The following is a 20,475-nucleotide window of genomic DNA, read 5'->3' on the forward strand; positions in this document are numbered from 1 at the left end:
CAGTCTGTACCAAAGGTACACACTCGAGAACGCGATTGATGATATTTTATTTTTGCACAATCTCCTTTATCCTAATCGCCATACAAGCTATGACACTCAATTTATATCTACTCAGACATGGAGAAACGACTTTTAGTCAGAGTGGTAATTTCTGCGGTGAAACTGATGCGGAGTTGACCTCTGAAGGAATGCAGATGGCATCTAGTTTTGCCAATGTCTACCAAAAATTGAAGTGGGAAGCAGTCTATGTTAGCCCGATGAAGCGCACAATTGCAACTGCCAAGCCATTTTGTGATGCTATTGGTATGGATATGCAGTTACGTGACGGACTTAGAGAAGGTAGTTACGGCGAATGGGAAACCCACAGTAAATCCTTTGCCCAAGAGAATTACCCACAAAGCTATGTAAAATGGTTGACAGAACCGGCTTGGAATGCACCGCTAGGTGGAGAAACTGCGGTAGATATTGCTAACCGCTCTATGCCTGTAATTGCTGAAATTCAAGAAAAACATCCCCAAGGTAACGTTTTAGTAGTTTCCCATAAAGCCACGATTCGGATTATGCTTTGCAGTTTACTAGGAATCGATTTGGGACGCTATCGCTACCGGGTAAATATTTTGGTCGCGTCAGTAAGTATGGTTAAGTTTGACGTCAATGGTCCCTTGTTAGAAACATTAGGCGATCGCCATCATATACCCGATGGTCTTCGCTCTCGTCGGGGAACATAAGGGACTTCAAATAATAAATTATCCCGTGGAATTTTCATCATATGAGGGCGACAGCCCTTCTTCAAGTTCTACGGTTTCTTTGACAACAGCGTTACGGCTTGCGATCCATGTGGGGATAGATAACGGTGCGTTACGGCTTGCGCCTAACAGCACCCTACAATAAATCGGATAATTGATTATCTGGAGGGATGATGAGAATATGCAACTTGAATTAGATCATATTTTTGTTTGCGTTGAACCATTAGCACCAGAAGCTGCAGTTCTCAAAAATTTTGGATTCACAGAAGGTCAACGTAGAACTACCAATTTCAATTAAATGGTAAATCCACAAAATTTGTAGAGACGTAGCATGCTACGTCTCTGGAGTACTATTTTGGCAACAATAGCTATTGACTAAACTATTTTAATTTATAAACAAAAAATGAAAATAACATCAAAACCCGACCCCGTTCGCCTAGAAATATTCAAAAACCTCTATCAATTCATCGCCGAACAAATGGGAATCGTGCTGCAAAACACAGCAGCATCAGTAAACATAAAAGAACGCCTAGATTTCTCCTGCGCAATCTTCGACACTTCCGGTTTACTAGTAGCAAACGCCCCCCATATACCCGTACACTTAGGGTCAATGAGCGAAAGCGTCCGTAGTTTAATTCAAGACAAAGGCGACAGCATCAAACCAGGAAACGTATATTTATCCAACAATCCCTACAACGGAGGAACACATCTTCCTGACGTCACAGTAACTACCCCAGTATTTTCTTCCCCCATCTCCCATCCCCCCATCTTCTACCTCGCTTCTCGCGGACACCAAGCAGACATTGGCGGAATCACTCCCGGTTCTATGCCTCCCCACAGTACCACAGTAGAAGAAGAAGGAATTTTATTTGATAATTTTCTCCTAGTTGAAGAAGGGAATTTCCAAGAAACTTTAGTTAGGGAAAAACTCTTAAATCATCAATATCCCGCTCGTAACCCCAACCAAAATATCGCCGACTTCAAAGCCCAAATCGCCGCCAATGAAAGGGGAGTTCAAGAACTCCATAAAATGGTCGCACAATACGGACTTGAAACAGTCCAAGCTTACATGCAATTTGTGCAAGATAATGCCGAATTAGCAGTAAGAAAAGCAATTGATGTTTTAAAAGATGGCTTATTTTGCTATGAAATGGACAACGGAGCCAAAATTCAAGTTAAAGTCATAATCAATAAAGAAAATCGTAGCGCCAAAATTGATTTCACAGATACATCAAATCAACTAAATAGTAACTTTAATACCCCCAAAGCAGTAACCCAAGCAGCAGTATTATACGTCTTTCGCACCCTAGTAAATGATAATATTCCCCTCAATGCTGGATGTTTGAAACCTTTAGAAATTATCATTCCCCAAGGTTGCATGCTTAATCCAGCCTACCCAGCAGCAGTAGTTGCAGGTAACGTCGAAACCTCACAAGCAATTGTCGATGCTTTATACGGCGCTTTGGGAATTATGGCTGCATCCCAAGGAACCATGAATAACTTTACCTTTGGGAATGAAAAATATCAGTACTATGAAACAATCTGTGGTGGTTCCGGTGCAGGTGCAGACTTTGACGGTACAGACGCAGTCCAAACCCACATGACGAATTCACGCTTAACCGACCCAGAAGTTTTAGAAACTAGATATCCCGTACTCCTAGAAAACTTTAGTTTGCGTCCAAATAGCGGTGGGAAAGGAAAGCATTCCGGTGGTAATGGCGTTATTCGCCGTATTAAGTTCCTCGAACCCATGACAGCAAACATTCTTTCCGGACATAGAAACACCCCTCCCTTTGGCTTAAACGGTGGAGAACCGGGACTCATAGGACACAACAGCATCCAGCGTCAAAATGGAAAACAAGAAGACTTAGACCCCACAGCTACAGTCGAAATGGAAGCAGGAGATATTTTTATTATTGAAACTCCAGGGGGAGGAGGGTTTGGGTAGAAGTCAAAAGTCAAAAGTCAAAATTCAAAAGTGGTAAAGACGTAGCATGCTACGTCTGTACAGGATTCAGGAGTAACAGTAAAAAGTTACAAATAACCCATCACCCATACTCATTACCCATTACTCATTACTGTGCGCTGTCGCGCCCCGCAATACCTATAGCTGCGCTACCTACGGATCCGGTACGCTACCGCTAGGCGCTAACATTACTCATTACCTAATCCCCAATCCCTAATCCCCAATGGCCAATCTCTGCTATGTTAATTTTTAGAGCTTGAGATCGAAGGTGTGTTCTCTAATTTACCCATAATTCTCTTTCGTTCTCACTTACCTTGTCTCTGATAATTCCCATTTCATAAGGGATAAAGTTTGATAGAGGCAGCTCTATATTGGGTAATTAGACGACCATTAAATCGCTCTTATTATACTCCGAATTTAGCTAGCAAAATGAACCAAGATCCCATTGAGCAAATTGAGATTAACCTGCGTGCAGAAACACTTAACCAACGCAAAGAAGCTTTGGATGAATTAGCAGAGTTTCCTGCAGAGATTGCTGTTCCAGTTTTACAAAGGTTAGTTTCAGAAAGAGATTTTGGCTTGCGCCGTCTGGCTGTAATGGGTTTTGGTAACTATACCACCGAAGCTTCGTTTCAAACACTCAAACAGATTATAGAACAAGAAAAAGACCCCAATGTTTTGGCGGAAGCTGCTAATTCTTTGTTTGAGTTTGGCGATCGCGCAATTCCAATCTTACAAAAATTATTTGAAGTTTCTAACAACTGGTTAGTTCGTCAAACGGTTATTTCTCTGCTTGTGGAAACCGATTGCTATGAGATATTATTATCAGTCGCAACACTTGCACTCCAGGATGAAACAGAAACAGTTAAACAAACAGGTATTTCTGCTTTAGGTCAACTGCTAAAATCGTCTGTAAAAGATCGAGCCTTAGATTTATTGGCGCAACTTGCAGGGGATGAAAACTGGCGATCGCGCTGGAAAGTGGCTTATGCACTGCAAAATTCCCAGGACTTGCAAGCTAGGGGTTTAATTGCCAAACTGCAACAAGATGAGAATTATCGGGTAGTAGCAGCAGCTTTGGAAGTTGCATCTGACTGGGGAGAAAAATAATTTTGACAATTGGTAATGGGTAATAGCTAATGGGAAAATCAGTTATCAGTTAACAGTTAACAGTTAATGCGCAATACTTACAGTACGCTTGCGCTAGGTCGCGCACGCAATACCTATAGCTGCGCTACCTTGCGGATCCGGTACGCTAACCGCTAGGCGCTAACAGTTTATGGCTAACGCCACGTCCTTACGGGCTACAGTTAACAATTACCAATTATCAATTACCAATTACCAATAAAAAATTAACCTCCTAAAAAGTTTGGTAAAGGTTTACCACCACCACGACCAACAGCAGGTATTTCCAGAAGGTCATCTTTCGCTTGTTTAGTTCCATCCTCTCCCTGAATATCCGGATCTGGAATCACATTTTGTTCGTCGTTTGGATGTCCATTAGGAACAAATAGCTGTGGATGGTCGAAAGGTGCTTTTTGCAATCTAACTCGCTCATCAGTCAAACCCTTCATAAAAGCAACCAGTGATTTCTTCTCATCTGCAGAAAGATTAAGCGGAGGAAGATTTCTTCCAAAGTCTCCACCCCGGTTATAGAATTCAATCACCTGTTCCAAGGTCAACTGACCACCATTATGGAAATAAGGAGCAGTCAGTTCCACATTGCGAAGTCCAGAGGTTTTAAAAGCCCCATCTGCAGCGATATCTTGTTCATTTTTGGGAATAATTGGTGGTTTTTCACCCAAAAGTCGTTCAAATGTACCTTGTAAAGCAAGTCTTGCTTCTGAAAGAGGATTATCAAATTCGTCTTTACCTCCAACTCCAAGGTCTTCTGCAACAGGTCGAACACCAATATTAATAAAACCAGTATCTCCCACCACAGGATTAGGAGCAGGAGCGGGTGGACGTAGAATCCGTTGCTGACGAGCTACATTACTAACAGAAGCAGCAGTCAATTCTGAACCGACATGACAACTGATACATAACCCCTTATTTTGAAAAATATCCCATCCTCTTTGCTGCTCTGGAGTTAAAGCATTTTTATCCCCACTGAGAAATTGATCGAAGGGTGTTTGGTCAGAAACTAGAGTAGATTCATATTCTTGCACCGCTAACCCAAAAAACAAAGCAAAATTATATTCTGCAAGGGTAAACTCATTAGTTGAGAGCGGTCTATTTCTCGGATTGCGTCTAAATCTTCGCCTTCCAGTTTTTGGATCGACCCGGACAACAATATTCGAGTCCCACCATTGTCGTTGAAAAGCTTGTTGAATCATTTCCTCGTAGGACTTGTTAATCCCGGACTGGGGAAATTTGCTGAAGCTGCCTAATACGCTGTCGTCACTAGCAACGACCTGTTTATTAAGAGGATTAACAGCAAGCATTTTCTTACCTAGTTTTCTCCCCACGCTTCTAAATTTTCGTCTGGGTCTTCGGGGAGGTCTTTGTCTTCTAGGTCTTCGAGAACGTCTCTGTTCGTCAACATCTGGTGCTGCTTCTACTCCCTCTGTTGCAGAACCACGATTAATAGTTCGACCTTGACTATCTCGTACTTCAATTCGATCCTCTGAATCAGATAATTCCACAGTAGATGGCGAAATAATAGGTTCCACTTCTGCACTCAGTTCAAAAGAACTTGCTGGTGGTCCCACAGCTTGGGAAGCTAAAGATGAATTGTTAATTCTGACTCGAACATCTCTAAGTCGTCTTCTGTTTTGAGCTTCCAAAACAAAAGCATTACTGTCTCTTAAACCAGAAGGATTTACTCCATTGAAAATATTTTGCGCTCGTCCGTCCCAAAAATTACGAAAATTGAAGACTGAATTGATGACAGTTGGTGTATCGCGATCTGTTACCCTACGCACGTTAACACCACCAACATTGAAAACTTCGTCTCGAACAGGAGTAGTTTTATCCTTGTCACTACCGGGTTGAACATCAATGAATCTCGCTCGAGACACTCCTTGAGAACCAGCAACATCATTGACATCAGATATCACTTTAGAGGAAGCATCATTTGGATTCTCTAATTTATGAAACGGGAAATCTGATGGTTTTAACTGATAATTTGGTGCAGATGCAATATCAAATTTATTCCCCGGACCTGGATTAATTTGGTTTTTCGACCTATTATCAGCCCCAGCATGGAAGTGACAACTAGCACAGGATTGAACCCCATCACTACCAAGTTGCATATCCCAAAATAGGGTTTTCCCTAGAGCAATTGCAGCTGTTTTATCTTTAATGAATCGATTAATATTATCTGGTTTGGGAATCCCTATCTCACCTAGGGGTTTGATAGAGGAAATTTGTGCTGAAACAGAATTTCCAGCTAATATCATTACCATTACTAAAGCGGTAATCGCAGTCGTCTTTTTTAAGCTGCGAGATGTTTTGAATATTCTCCGCTCGATCTGTTTATTAAGCCGTTGGACTACTGTCACGGCTAATTTTTGTATTTTTATGAACATTGAAAGTGAGAGATAAAGTAAATAGAGTACTATTTTTAACTTCAGGTGAGAAAAACACTTGGTTTGCCTCAATACCAGTGATTCAGTTTTTGTTAACAGTTTTACGAAAAATTCTCCGTGCGGTCTTATTTATCTATCAAAAAATAAAAAATGATAAATAGACTCATGAAGATTTGAGCATTACCCTGATGCTTACCGATCGTTATTCTTAGTACTAAGTGAGGTTTCCTGGGACTTATGCAAATTCAATTTTCAGGAAGACATTAAGGCTTGCGATCGCCTGTAACCAATTTTTCGAGACTCAGAATACTTACTTATCAAGGGTAAGAATGTGACAAAATATCAGCTAAGAGGTTTAGAAGCTTCCCAAAAAATAATTCATACCAAAATTTACAATTTGTTGGTATGCACTAATATGCACTCTTTATCCAAACCTATTATCTATTCTTTTGTACAAAAATTTGTGAAGGCAGACATTTTGTCTGCCTTTTTTCACATATAAAATTGTGGAGTACATTAAACAAAAGTTTAAGTTTCTTGGGCACACAGAACATATCCGGGATCTGTGTTATCCTAGTCTCTCAACTAGCTCCTCAAGCGTTAATTCCGGCACTCCCTGCCGTACAAAAATAATTATAGTAAATTAGAGTCAGAAAGCCAATTAACTATAAACTACTTTACAAAGAAGGTGAAAGATGGGTCGTTTAAATCCTTACTCATTGCAAATGCAAATTACCCAAATGTTTGACCAAGGACAATCTTTCTTTGCAACAACAAAAGTGCAAGATTGGTTAAAAGAAAAAGGTCAAAATCCCCATGATTATGAAATTACTTTCCATAAAAAACCTGCACCTCCGGGTTCGGGGAAAATAATTGCAATTGAAATTGACTTAAAACGCAAGGATGGACAACCTGTAGATCCTTGGTTATTGGAACAAGCTAATTTGGAAACTTAATTTAGAAGTCAGAAGTCAGAAATCAGAAGTCAGAAGTCAGAAATCAGGAGTCAGGAGCAAAAATTTACTCATTACCAATTACCAATTACCAATTACCAATTACCAATTACCAATTACCAATTACCAATGACCAATTACCAATTACCAATTACCTAAAAAATGTTACAACAGACTTGACATAAATATACTTAAATATAACTTAATGATGAAATCCCATCGTTTTTGGAAGATTGCGTTTTATATTTACATTGGAATAATTTTAGCAATATCTATTTCAGCATATTTAAAAATTATCCCTAATGAAATTAAGCATTTCCCCTACTACGATACTATTCTGCATTTTCTATTGATGGGATTCTCAGCTTTTTTGGGACACTTAGCTTTTAACAAACGCAAAGTCAAAATAAGTCTCAACACCCTAAAATTTTCTCTTCCTCTGACACCAATAATTATTAGTATTTTTATTTTAATTGAAGAGTGTTTACAAATATTTTCACCAAACCGCAGTTTTGATTTAGTCGATTTAGCCGCTGATTTTTTTGGGATTATTTTATTTACTTGGCTGGCTGAAATAACTAAAATTAATAACGAAAATACTTCTAGGAATTAATATTGTAAATCCTTAGAAATAAAAATAATCTCACAATTGATTGCGTGCTTTAATCAACAAATATCTATCTACTAACTGTTCAGTGATTCCATCTGCGGGTGCATCAAGAACCAATACACCTTTTTGTTTGAGTTGAGCAAATGCAACTTTTCGTTGTGCTAATAAATCTAAAGCTACAGCACGCTCGTAACTTCCGGTAATATTTTTTGTAAAAGTATTTGCTAGGTCATCAACTTTACGATCGCGCAATGTCACACAAAATGGAAGATAGCGCGGTGCGAGTCGGGAAAGAGCAGTTAATAACTCCCCTGAAGCAGTCACATCGACAATATCCGTAATAATCACCACTAAACAACGTCGAGTTTGCTGTTGTACCACCTTAGTAACAGCACTTAAATAATCCGACTCTAATAAAACAGGTTGAATTGGTGTCAGACGGTCAATTAAACGATTTAAATGTTGTTGTCCTCGTTCCGGAGGAATCCATGTATGTATTTGTCGGTCAAATACACCCACCCCCACGCGATCGCCACGATTTAAACCTGCAAGTGCTAAGGACAAAGTTGCATTTAAACCCCAGTCAAAGCGTTGTAAACCAGAAACTTGGGAAGTCATTAGTCGACCTCGGTCCAACAATATTAGTAAAGTTTGTTCGTGTTCTGGTTCCAATACCCGCACCAAAGGAGTTGCATTTCCATTTGCACCCAAACGACGAGCAGTAGCTTTCCAATCAACTAACCTTAGGTCGTCACCCGTTCGATAGTTGCGTAATTCTGCAAACTCAGTACCTATACCTTTTTGTCTTAATTGACGTATCGTTCCAGAAGACTGCAAAGTTAAACGAACCGAAAGCGATCGCAATCCAACTAAATCGGGATAAACTTTAGTTTTCAAGGTTTGAGGAATTTTCCAATCGTCCCATGCAAATCCCCAAGCACCAAGTTGTCTGACTTGAATATCTCCCCAATTGAATTCTCCTCGCTCCTTAGGGTGGACTGTATAAGTTAATTCCTTCGTACTATTAGCTGGAACAACAGCACGTAAGACTGGTTTAGAAACATTAAAGTTACTGGGGTAGCGATCGCAAACTTGAATGATGGCATTAGCACTTGAAGATTTTACACTAAGTAATACTGGATTATCCCTACCAATTGACAGTCGCGGTTCTAACTTTCTCGTTACATCAACTCGATTGCGTCGTGTCATTAACCCATCGATCGCCATTAAACCCAATACAATTCCATCAAATAATAGTATCAAGCTAATACTCACCCCAACTCCAAACAAGATAGCTAATGGGATCGCAATAAAAACAGCCAGTAATAGTAAGAGATAAACTTTTTTGGAAGGTAACATAACAATTAATGGGGGGGTAATGAGTAACAAGTAACAAGTAACAAGTAATAAGTAATAAGTAATAAGTAATTTATTACTCTTAATCCCTGACTCCTGACTTCTGACTCCTGACTTCTGACTCCTGACTCCTGCTCGCTGTAAGCGCGGTCTGTCCTGACTTCTGACTCCTGACTTCTGACTCCTGACTCCTGACTTCTGACTCCTGACTCCTGACTTCTGACTCCTGACTCCTGCTCGCTGTAAGCGCGGTCTGTCCTGACTCGTGACTTCTGACTCCTGACTCCTGACTTCTGACTCGTGACTCGTGACTCGTGACTCCTGACTTGCGCTATACTTACCTCGGTACTGGTACTTGATTGAGAATAGACGTAATTACTTCATCGATATGTAAACCATCCAACATTGCTTCTGGTTTCAAAATAAGACGATGTCGTAACAAAGGTATCCCCACAGCTTTAACATCATCCGGAGTCACAAAGTCTCGATTTGCTAACCATGCAGCAGCTTGAGATGTTACTAACCATGCAGCAGCACAGCGAGGCGATGCACCCAAAGCTAAATCAGGATATTTACGGGATAATTCAACTAAAGCTAACAAATAATCTATAATCGCTTCAGATACTTTTACTTCTTTAACTTTTTGCCTTGCTTGTAATATTTTTTCTACTGTAGCTATGGGCTGGATTTGGGAAATATCAAGACGTCGTGCAGCAAACCCTGCTTGACGATTGAGTAACATCTGCTTTTCTGCTGCTTTATCCGGATACTCTACTGTTAATTTAAATAAAAATCGATCTAATTGTGCTTCTGGTAAAGGATAAGTTCCTTCAAATTCTAATGGATTTTGTGTCGCCACCACAGAAAACAATTCAGGTAATGGAAGACTTTCCCCATCTAACGTGACTTGCATTTCCTCCATTGCTTCGAGCAATGCTGCTTGGGTTTTAGGTGGTGTGCGGTTAATTTCGTCTGCGAGTAATACCTCTGTAAAAACTGGACCCTTTTTTAAAGTAAAACTACGACTATTCAAATCAAAAATATTAGTACCGGTGATATCCGCAGGTAAAACATCTGGGGTTAACTGAATGCGTCGAAAATCAGCTTGTATGAGTTGCGCAAATACCTTTACTAGCAGAGTTTTACCCGTTCCTGGTACTCCTTCCAAAATTATATGCCCATTTGCTAACAAGCCAATCAAAAACTGATGTATCAGGGTGGATTGTCCCACTACTACATCAGAAAGCCCTTTATTCAGGCGATTTATTATTACTCTAATTTCATCCATCGTAAATCGGGATTGTTTATTTAGGAATTAAAGCATGATTCTTTTTTGAAATCACAAGCACTTTAGTTCATCGCAGTACAATACTGAAGCAAGAGGGCCAAAAGAGTTAATTAACGGTTATTATAAATTCACATAATATAGAGACGCAACAATGTTACGCCTCTAAAATCTCCACATAAATAAATTTTCATTCACTTTTGGTGCAACACCTGATTTTAAATAAAAATTGAAAATTATATCCAAATTTCACTTCCAAATTTCACTTTTCGTAAATACTATTGTTATCCATCATAAATTCGATGATTTTCTTATTTTTCTTATGGAATTTAAGAAGTTCCAAATATGCCAAAGGAACAAATACAATCCATAAAAAACTTCCTAATACTAGGACAATACCAGAGAAAAACCTCTCATTTGAATTCATGTCTTTATCTGCAAGATAAAAATCTAGCCATTCTCTAAAAAAACAAATAGCCATTAACAAATAAACTAATATGCCAATATAAGTCAAGATTGAATGTATCATAACTGTACTATTGAATCAAAATAAAGTTCTTATTTATGCTTTTTATGCAGTATCGATAATATGTTTTTTCCTAATTTGATGGTAAGTTAAATATATCGTTACTTATAATTGAGAAATATCACCTACTTATGGGAGCAAATTATTTACTTAGTTTGGCTTTTAAAAGAAAATTCTCTAAATTTTAAATACATTTTTTTATTTTACAAAAATTTCTTACAGTTAATTCATTTCTTATTACTCTATCAAATAAATAATAAAAATATTACTGCGTAAACACTGAAAATTCTGTATTCATCTGATACATTTTGCAATGAAAATCATAATATTTATTTAAATGAAATTGAGTTACACGTATCTTCATCTATAGTTTATAAACTGGCTTTTCGTTAATACTGGAATCAACACTAAAACTACATTTTCCTAAAAACTTATAGTTTCTTAACTATTAAAAATAGTTTTGTCTCCTGTAATATTACTTACAAAAAGTTCGCAAAATGAGACAATAATTGATTAGTTTACTGTGCATATCTTGTAGATTATAGCACTTATTGTCACTCAGTATTAGATAAGCTATATTGCCTAATTTACGGGGATAACAAATGTAGTTGTGGTAACTTAAATGTATTTGGGTTTACAAGCAAAGCATTTAGATAAATTTCTAATAATATTTCTAATAATTACTCTGACAAATATCCTTGGAAACGAATGGCAGTAGCATGGTTATGTAGCGATACGTGTGAGTTTGATTTTGTGGATTTTAGCTAAGTTTACTGTGTGTTCTTCTAATATCCTACGTGAGGTGATGCTATTGCTCGGGAAGTTTTACGATAGGAAGATAAAAATAAATTCCGAGCAAATCTGCAATACGCTTTATCTAACTGTATTGAAAGTAATGATATTTAAAAGCATATTTTGCCTATGAAGGGAATTTTGTGCATATGGCAAGGAAAATATTTCTGAAGATATGTTCTGAAAAGCTCACCTTGTTACATAATTAAGAAATATTAAGTTGAATTAATAAAATCTGAAAATGGGCCAAGTAGCTATTAACTTAATCGCTATCTCCGTGTTTGCAATGACTATGTCCACCTTGTTGGGACCATTGTTGAATATTTCACAGACAATTCCTGCGATCGTAACTTTTGCTGTATTAGGAATTGCAAGTATAGATAACTTTGCCTGGGAAGGAAAAGGAGGAAACTTAGTATTAGACTCAATAGCTCGCTTTTCTCCCAAGTATAGAGAACGTATTGTCCACCACGAAGCAGGACATTTCCTTGTTGCTTCTTTATTAGGAGTTGCCGTTACAGGTTATACTCTAAGTGCTTGGGAGGCTTTACAACAAAATCAGTTAGGACAAGGTGGGGTAAGTTTTGACGATGAAGAACTAGCACAGCAAGTGGAAGCAGGTCATATTAGCGCCCAAATGTTGGATCGCTACTGTACCGTACTAATGGCTGGGATTGCTGCTGAGAAACTAGTTTATGATGAAGTCGAGGGTGGTGCGGACGATAAAAGTAAGCTAAATGCGATTCTCAATTCCTTAGGATTTTCCCCAAACAACAACAAGCAAAAATTACGTTTTTACACCTTGCAAGCAAAAACCTTAATTCAAGACAATTTGTCTAACTATCAAAACCTTGTTGATGCAATGCATCAGAGAAAATCAGTTAGCGAATGTTTAAAAGCATCCAAATAATACCAACTAATTTCAAAAAACACCGCTACACATCAATTCTTTGAATATGTTCCCCGTTCCCTTTTACAAACGCTCGCTTGACGCGTTTTAAGTGTAGCAACATCAAAATCGGTATAAGAATCTCCCTCATGAGACGGCAGATTGTCAAGACGATACGACTCTTAAGTGTGGAGTATGAGAATTGGATACGCTGCTAGTACTACTGTTATTACAGGAAATTACACAGTTACGCCCATTTGATTTAGCTTGTAATAAATATCGGTCAGCACGATCCAATAAATTAATACCTTCAGGGTCATCCTCAGCGCGTAAACTTGCCGTTCCCAAACTAATTGTAATGTCAATCTTTAAGTTGCTATTAATTGCAAACGGTTGGTCGCTAACTACATGATTTAGACGACGAGCAACGGTGTAAGCTTCTTGACTTGTAGTATCGCTTAACAGAATGACAAACTCCTCACCTCCATAACGAAATGGAGTATCTTGATAGCGGAGATTGTAACGCAAGCGAGTACACAATAATTGCAATAATCGATCGCCTACTAAATGCCCATGATTATCATTAACTCTCTTAAAATAATCTACATCTAAAATAATTAGACTTAGAGGTTTTTTAGTAGTTCGTGCTTTGTCTATATGTTTGGGTAACTCCCATTCCAAAGCACGACGATTATTAAAATCCGTTAACGAATCAGCTAAAGCGATTGCGGAAAGTACGTCATTGGTACGGATTAAATCTCGATATTTTTGTGCTTTACGGAAACCTACAGTTAACTGTGCTAGCAATAAACGATGGCTAATATCAGATTCGACATTCTTTGTGTTGGGGTAATTCCTGAGTTCCTCTAAAGAGTACCAAATATAAGCATCAGCACCTTGTCTGAGGGCTGTACAAGTTACATCCAACTCCCATTCACGACTCTGTTCCGTACGAGCATCAACCAACCGAGGACGGTCTTCGAGCAAAATACAATATATCCACGATAGCTTTGTCTGTTCTTTTAACCAGTTGCATAATTCCATACTTCCATCTTGACTAGCTTGGACAAGAATGACGTCTGGAGGAAAGTTTTGGATCCGCGACACCGCCTCGTTCAGATTGGTAATCATTTCAATACTGAAAACGTTTGTGTCACGAATTTCTTTGGGGAGTGTAGCTATAAATTTGTCATTTCCAAAGACAAAAATGGAAATGTTCATCTTATTACTTTTGCTTCTCAGATTACTTCAACTTAGGCTGTTTAAAAATTCGTAAATTTCACTGATATCCACAGTTATTTTTCGGTTTGCCCGTATTTTTAAGGTTAGGGAATTAACGGATATCTTATTCTTTTCTTTATAGGTTCAGCAGGTATTTTCATTTTTCTCCTAATAAAATTTTTATCTATACGAGTATTGTTGACATTTTTATTTCTGATACATAATTTCTGTCGAAATAGCACTTATTTAAAACAGTAAAAATACTGAAAATTAAATATGATTTAAACAGCTAAACAGTATTTTCAAGGGACTAATATGTTTAATTGCTACCAACATTTATAGTATGTATTTTCTATTCAATACTTATATTTAAGGATTTTTATAGCATCAATCTGATATTTCATATGGAGCCATGAATCAGCATATGATTTAATATAAACGAGTAATATTTCGCAAATCCAAGATTTTAACAACATTCCCATTCCCTGAATTTAATAAAAATCAGTTTTGCTCTTCATCATATTTAGCACACTTAAAAAGATTTACTTATCAGTAAAAACCGATATACGTTGAGCATAAAAAAAATCTTATATGAATTTCTAAGCAATGAGTGTTTCCTAGCTTACTTATTCAAATGAGACTGATATTTCAATTTAATAATTTTGTCATTAGACTTTAGTAATATCTGAATGCTTGCATTATTTGTAGATATCTTGAGTTAAAAATATCGTCATCACACTTTAGTTAGATTTGATACTAAATATTTAAATAAAAAATCTCTGCTCTCAGTTACAAGTAAAACCTCTTTTAACATTTGCTGTGTTTACGCTCTATTGTATTGAAATCCTACTGTAGTCGTTCTTTTGGCTTCTTTACAGCAGTACATTTTCTCATGATGTGAATCTTGAAAATAAGTAAAAACCAGGGCTAAAAAATAAAGTTCCATCCATAGCTCAGTAATGGTACTTGAATAAATTTATCAAGACTAATATAAATATTTGTGAATTCTGGAAAACATTTTTGTTCTTCAAGTAGATAAGCAAAGTTATTTACTTAAAATTACTTCAAGACTTACACCATGGATAAACTAAATACGGTCATTGCGACGATAGGTTAGCAAAGTGTTTCCGCGAGAAAACAGTATTTCAGACCAATGACCTTGCGGTCACGCTATAGCTATAGCTGCGCTACCTATAGCTGCGCTACCTACGGATCCGGAGCCGCTACCTTACGGATCCGCTAATGAAAATAAGTCCCGAAGGGACTCGTAATACCTATAGCTAGAGCCTGCGGCGTGACGTGAGATGCAGCTTCCGTGATGCGTACAAACACTGCAGGTGCCCCTCAGGCTCTAGCCTATAGCTATAACTGCGCTACCTTGCGGTTAAGCCTTACGGCATTGCTGCGCTAACGTCGTCAGACGCGTGCATTCGTCGTTAGACGCGTCCAACCCGTTACGCTGCGCTAGGCGCTAAGTGCTAAAGTAATGAGTACGTAAGTCCTAATTACTTATTGAAAAAATTATATATACCCAGTTTTTAAATCTGCACTCTACATCTTTCTGATGCCAAAATCTCCGTTTAGTTTCGAGAACAAATAAAAGTTTTCTGCAGAAATAGGCAGAAATTTACTTTTACTGATAGTTTAGTCGTCGTCAAAATATTAAAACAAAAAATAGTTTTGATTGTTAGTAATTTTTTTATTAAAGATAATTATTTATTTTTTCTTAATGTTTTGTCTGATAAATTACAATCTACGCTATTATCAACAGCAATTAGGTACCAACCTATCCACTAGGAAAATTTTTGAGATAGGTTTGGACAATAATTTTCCTAGTGAGTAACTATATTCCTGCGGCAAAAAGTGTTTGGGATTTACTGCAACTAGGAAATAATCTCAAAGCCGGCTGCATTTATTGCTTGTTTGATAAATTCGGAGGAGGTCTTTGATTCTACTATCACTATTTTATTTTCTACATCTACATCTACTTTGGCATCGGGTTCTATAACTTGGATTGATGTAGTAATTGCTTTTGCACAACCATTACAGTTAATATCCGGTACTTGTAACTTTAATGCCATAACTAATATTGTCGATCGACTTGTGATAGAGTGAACGGAAAGTTTTTTCCCTTTAAAAGGGTAAGGCTGACCGTACAATAAAAATTAAGTAATTGTGCCACTATAGGGTGGCTGCACAAGAGTAAATTTACCCAAGGGGAAATGAGTAGTAAGTAATGAGTAATAAGTAATAAGTAATAAGTAATAAGTAATAAGTAATGAGTAATGAAGCGCCTCAGGGTAATGGGTTGGACGCGTCTAACGACTTTAGCGCAGCACGAGGCTTTGTCTCTAGCGTAAGGCTTAATCGTAGGTAGCACAGCTAGACGCTATAACTATAGCTGCGCTACCTATAGCTGCTCTACCTACGGATCCGGAGCCGTTACCAGCTGATCTGCCGACGCCCTTCTGCTCTAGGTATTACGTTGCACAAGTAATTGAGTATAAGAACTGTTAGGTTCGAATTACGCTGAAAGCTAACTGTGAGACACTAATCCTTGTCAAGGATAACTAAAATTATAATTTCTTCATATTATTGAGATAATAAACCATAAGTAACGACCAATGTCTGTAACTCCCCAACATCTAAGCGGTAACGAAATACGCTCTAAATTTTTGAGCTTCTACGCCCAAAGGGAACACCAACTTCTTCCCAGTGCTTCCCTGATACCAGAAGATCCTACAGTACTGCTGACGATCGCGGGGATGCTACCTTTTAAACCCATATTTCTCGGACAGCGCAAAGCCGAATTTCAACGAGCGACCACTTCCCAAAAGTGCATCCGGACTAACGACATCGAAAATGTTGGAGTAACTAAACGACACCACACATTTTTTGAAATGTTGGGTAATTTCAGTTTCGGGGATTACTTTAAAGAACAAGCGATCGCCTGGGGTTGGGAAATATCCACGGAAGTTTTTGGGTTACCTCCAGAACGCCTCGCTGTCAGTGTTTTCTATGAAGATGATGAAGCCTACGCGATTTGGCGGGATAAAATTGGCGTTCCAGAGGCGAGAATTTTACGCTTAAACGAAGATAATTTTTGGGCTTCCGGTCCCACTGGTCCTTGCGGTCCTTGTTCGGAAATTTTTTACGATTTTCATCCAGAATTGGGCGATGAGAATATCGATTTGGATGATGATAGCCGGTTTATTGAATTTTATAACCTGGTGTTCATGCAGTATAACCGGGATGCAGATGGTAATTTAGCACCCCTTGCAAACCAGAACATTGATACCGGGATGGGTTTGGAACGAATGGCGCAAATTCTCCAAGGCGTTCCCAATAACTATGAAACCGATCTGATTTTTCCGATTATTAAAAAAGCAGGGGAAATTGCGGGAATTGACTACGCAGGATCCGATGAAAAAACTAAAACTTCATTAAAGGTTATTGGCGACCACATCCGTGCTGTTGTCCACATGATTACTGACGGTATCCGTGCTTCTAATGTCGGTAGAGGTTACGTATTACGACGCTTAATTAGGCGGGTGGTACGTCATGGTAGACTAATTGGAATTGAAGGGGAATTTACTCTACAAGTCGCAGAAGCTGCGATTTCCCTTTCTGAAGATGCTTATCCCGACCTACGCAATCGAGAAAATGCAATTAAAGCTGAATTAAAACGGGAAGAGTCACGTTTCCTCGATACATTGGAACGGGGTGAAAAACTACTTGCAGAAGTGATTGAAAAATTAAAGCAAGCAAACACAACTGTTATTAGCGGTGAAGACGCCTTTAAACTTTACGATACCTTTGGTTTCCCCTTAGAACTTACCGAAGAAATCGCCGCCGAACAAGGTTTGACCGTAGATATTGATGGTTTTGGCGTGGAAATGCAAAAACAAGTTGATCGCGCTAAGAACGCCCATGAAACCATCGATTTAACCGTACAAGGTTCCCTCGATAAACTTGCAGAACACATTCATCCCACAGAATTTTTGGGTTATACCGAAGCAACTGCAACTTCCAAAATTGAAGCTTTGCTGGTAAATGGAATTTCCCAAGAAGAAGCAGAAGCAGGGATGGAAGTCCAAATCGTTTTAGATCAGACTCCATTTTATGCCGAATCCGGCGGACAAATTGGCGATCGCGGTTATTTTTCCGGTGAAGACTTGTTAGTTAGAATTAACGACGTCAAAAAAGAATCGGATTTCTTCGTTCACTTTGGTAAAATCGAACGGGGAACCCTGCGAGTAGAAGATAAGATTACCGCCCAAATTGACCGGAGTTGTCGTCGTCGCGCTCAAGCAAACCATAGCGCTACCCACCTACTGCAAGCAGCATTAAAGAAAGTTGTTGATGAAGGAATATCCCAAGCCGGTTCCTTAGTAGATTTCGACCGCTTACGCTTCGACTTTAACTGTCCTCGTGCTGTCACACTAGAAGAATTAGAACAGGTGGAAGAAACTATCAACACCTGGATCGCCGAAGCACATTCTGCTGTAATTGAAATTCTGCCCATAGACCAAGCAAAAGCCAAAGGTGCAGTTGCAATGTTTGGGGAAAAATACGGCGATGAAGTCCGCGTTCTTGACTTTCCTGGCGTATCAATGGAACTATGCGGTGGGACCCATGTCAGCAATACCGCTGAAATCGGCGTATTTAAGATTATTTCCGAAGCCGGAATTTCTTCCGGTGTGAGAAGAATTGAAGCAGTCTCCGGACCTGCAATCTTGGATTACTTAAACGTGCGGGATAATGTAGTCAAAGACTTAAGTGACAGATTTAAAGTCAAACCCGAAGAAATTCCCGACAGAATTACAACTCTGCAAACCGAACTCAAAAACGCCCAAAAAGAAGTTGATAACCTCAAAGGACAACTTGCGATCGCAAAATCCGACAGCTTGCTAGAAAAAGTTGAATCCGTCGCTGAATTTAAATACCTCGTCGCCAAAATGGAAGGGGTAGACCCCGAATCCTTAAAAACTGCAGCCGAACGCTTACAACAGAAAATCGGTAAAGGTGCAGCTGTGGTACTCGGTTCCACACCAGAAGGTGGAAAAGTCAGTTTAGTTGCTGCATTTTCCCCTGAAGTGAATAAAAAAGGATTGCAAGCAGGTAAATTCATCGGTGCTATCGCCAAAGTCTGCGGTGGTGGAGGTGGTGGACGTCCCAACTTAGCCCAAGCTGGGGGAAGGGATGCAAGTAAGTTACCCCAAGCTTTGGAGAAAGCGAAAGCCGATTTGCAAGCCAATTTGGGTTGATTTGATACAAGGGTGTGTTAGGCGCGCAAGAGAATTTATTTTTTAGATTACCTTTATTACCGCGCCGTAACACACCGTCCGCAAAAATAATGATATTGAATAATTTATTTGATTAATTTATTGTTTCCGATTCCCAGAATCAAATTGGTGAAGATGCATTGTTAGCAATGAATAGATTAACACGCGCCTTGAATCTCAGGTGGTGCGTTACGCTGTCGCTAACAGCACCCTACTGTTTAAAATAATCAAAGAGAAAAAATAAAACAGAAAAGACAGTCAGGTCTTCCTCGTGTACTTTTTGAATTTGAATAAAAACCAAAACTTTTACTTTACCCGTGTTGTTAGATAGTGGGTAATCTAGCATATTAAATGAGCAACACAATATTTATTTTGGTTTGCAATAGGATGAATTAATTTTCTCAGTATAAAATGTTGTTGTGTCTCACCGCACCTAGAATTTTGGTAAATTCGCTAACATTGAGTACAAATACAGTTAATCAAGTGAAATATGACTGAGGAAATTCCTGATATTCAAACAAAGGAAAAACCAAAAATTTGTGCCATTGATTTAGCTCCAGAAATAATTGAAGCTTTACAGAAGAGAGGGTTGCAATGTTTTTCTGGTACATTAGGTTCTCAGATTGAAGTACCAAATTCAGATTATTATACTTCGCATCCCTGTCTATTAAATTGTGATTTTCCAGATAATCTTCACGAGTACGATATTGTAATCGTGGATTTACAAGAACAAGAACCAATTAAATATGACGAGTCTCATCATCAAAAGGTGTCAAAGTCAAGCGAACAAACAATTTTCTTAAGCAGCTATCCTGCAACAATTTTTGATCCAAGACCGCCTTGTGCAAATATTCTGGTACAGCAACTAAAGGATATATTTCAAAAAGAGTCAGTAATTGTTGTATTTGCTTCCTCCCCAGAGGAATTTGAATATCATCTTGTATCAATAAGATATCACGGGCCTGAAAATTTAAACAGTCACACTTCTAGTCTGTATGATTTTCTTCCATTTCTACAGGGAGTTAATAAAAAGACTGGTCAACAAGTAAATGTTACACCTCAGATTAAAGAGGGAATAGGAAATTTTCTTCAGAAATATACTAACAATTTTATATATAAAGCTATATTTAAACATCCTGTATATTCTGACGAAAATTATCAAGTCGTTAAGAGAGATAACTTTATCCCTTTACTTCTAAATGCGAATAATGAGATAGTGTCATTTTTTTACTTACAACCTGAGTATCCCCTCAAAATTCCGGGGTAAGGAGTTACTCAGGTATCCATGACCAACCAAAAGGATTAGAAGAGGACTT

The 20,475-nt window shown here is 38.4% G+C and carries 14 protein-coding genes; 9 read left to right on the forward strand and 5 right to left on the reverse strand.

Features of this window, described 5'->3' with window-relative positions; translation table 11 throughout:
- Positions 1-89 precede the first annotated feature (89 nt).
- The 4 genes from BC008_RS42495 (at position 90) to BC008_RS42505 (ending at position 3,822) form a co-directional block, all read left to right on the forward strand.
- Complete coding sequence (locus tag BC008_RS42495; RefSeq protein ID WP_027846405.1) at positions 90-728, forward strand: histidine phosphatase family protein; 639 nt, start codon at positions 90-92, stop codon at positions 726-728.
- A 25-nt stretch (positions 729-753) separates the two neighbouring features.
- The gene (locus BC008_RS50115) at positions 754-891 is read left to right on the forward strand and encodes a hypothetical protein (protein WP_161938214.1); all 138 of its coding nucleotides are present in this window, start codon (positions 754-756) and stop codon (positions 889-891) included.
- Positions 892-1,149: 258 nt separating this feature from the next.
- On the forward strand, positions 1,150-2,694 hold the full coding sequence (locus tag BC008_RS42500; protein WP_027846404.1) for a hydantoinase B/oxoprolinase family protein: 1,545 nt from the start codon (positions 1,150-1,152) through the stop codon (positions 2,692-2,694).
- A gap of 447 nt (positions 2,695-3,141) precedes the next feature.
- Complete coding sequence (locus tag BC008_RS42505; protein WP_027846632.1) at positions 3,142-3,822, forward strand: HEAT repeat domain-containing protein; 681 nt, start codon at positions 3,142-3,144, stop codon at positions 3,820-3,822.
- Positions 3,823-4,064: 242 nt separating this feature from the next.
- On the opposite strand, the gene BC008_RS42510 is transcribed toward BC008_RS42505, so the two are convergent.
- A complete protein-coding gene (locus tag BC008_RS42510; protein WP_321170107.1) occupies positions 4,065-6,215 on the reverse strand; it encodes a cytochrome-c peroxidase in 2,151 nt (716 codons plus the stop codon).
- Between the two features lie 722 nt (positions 6,216-6,937).
- Between BC008_RS42510 and BC008_RS42515 the strand changes: the two genes are divergently transcribed.
- Complete coding sequence (locus BC008_RS42515) at positions 6,938-7,198, forward strand: hypothetical protein (RefSeq protein WP_027846633.1); 261 nt, start codon at positions 6,938-6,940, stop codon at positions 7,196-7,198.
- Between the two features lie 202 nt (positions 7,199-7,400).
- The gene (locus BC008_RS42520; protein ID WP_321170106.1) at positions 7,401-7,808 is read left to right on the forward strand and encodes a VanZ family protein; all 408 of its coding nucleotides are present in this window, start codon (positions 7,401-7,403) and stop codon (positions 7,806-7,808) included.
- A 30-nt stretch (positions 7,809-7,838) separates the two neighbouring features.
- On the opposite strand, the gene BC008_RS42525 is transcribed toward BC008_RS42520, so the two are convergent.
- Both BC008_RS42525 and BC008_RS42530 read right to left on the reverse strand, forming a co-directional pair.
- A complete protein-coding gene (locus BC008_RS42525; RefSeq protein ID WP_027846968.1) occupies positions 7,839-9,164 on the reverse strand; it encodes a DUF58 domain-containing protein in 1,326 nt (441 codons plus the stop codon).
- A 334-nt stretch (positions 9,165-9,498) separates the two neighbouring features.
- Positions 9,499-10,449 carry an AAA family ATPase gene (locus BC008_RS42530; RefSeq protein ID WP_027846107.1) on the reverse strand — a complete coding sequence of 317 codons (951 nt, stop codon included), beginning with the start codon at positions 10,447-10,449 and terminating at the stop codon, positions 9,499-9,501.
- A 1,556-nt stretch (positions 10,450-12,005) separates the two neighbouring features.
- Between BC008_RS42530 and BC008_RS42540 the strand changes: the two genes are divergently transcribed.
- Positions 12,006-12,674 carry a hypothetical protein gene (locus BC008_RS42540; RefSeq protein WP_027846109.1) on the forward strand — a complete coding sequence of 223 codons (669 nt, stop codon included), beginning with the start codon at positions 12,006-12,008 and terminating at the stop codon, positions 12,672-12,674.
- Between the two features lie 144 nt (positions 12,675-12,818).
- On the opposite strand, the gene BC008_RS42545 is transcribed toward BC008_RS42540, so the two are convergent.
- On the reverse strand, positions 12,819-13,874 hold the full coding sequence (locus BC008_RS42545) for a GGDEF domain-containing protein (RefSeq protein WP_027846110.1): 1,056 nt from the start codon (positions 13,872-13,874) through the stop codon (positions 12,819-12,821).
- 1,883 nt (positions 13,875-15,757) lie between these two features.
- A complete protein-coding gene (locus BC008_RS42550) occupies positions 15,758-15,955 on the reverse strand; it encodes a heavy-metal-associated domain-containing protein (protein ID WP_027846111.1) in 198 nt (65 codons plus the stop codon).
- A 543-nt stretch (positions 15,956-16,498) separates the two neighbouring features.
- Here BC008_RS42550 and alaS point away from each other — a divergent pair.
- A complete protein-coding gene (gene alaS / locus BC008_RS42555; protein ID WP_027846538.1) occupies positions 16,499-19,141 on the forward strand; it encodes an alanine--tRNA ligase in 2,643 nt (880 codons plus the stop codon).
- A 508-nt stretch (positions 19,142-19,649) separates the two neighbouring features.
- Complete coding sequence (locus BC008_RS42560) at positions 19,650-20,426, forward strand: hypothetical protein (RefSeq protein ID WP_027846539.1); 777 nt, start codon at positions 19,650-19,652, stop codon at positions 20,424-20,426.
- The last annotated feature ends 49 nt before the right edge of the window (positions 20,427-20,475 follow it).

The sequence above is a fragment of the Mastigocoleus testarum BC008 genome, from assembly GCF_001456025.1.
Taxonomy (GTDB): domain Bacteria; phylum Cyanobacteriota; class Cyanobacteriia; order Cyanobacteriales; family Nostocaceae; genus Mastigocoleus; species Mastigocoleus testarum.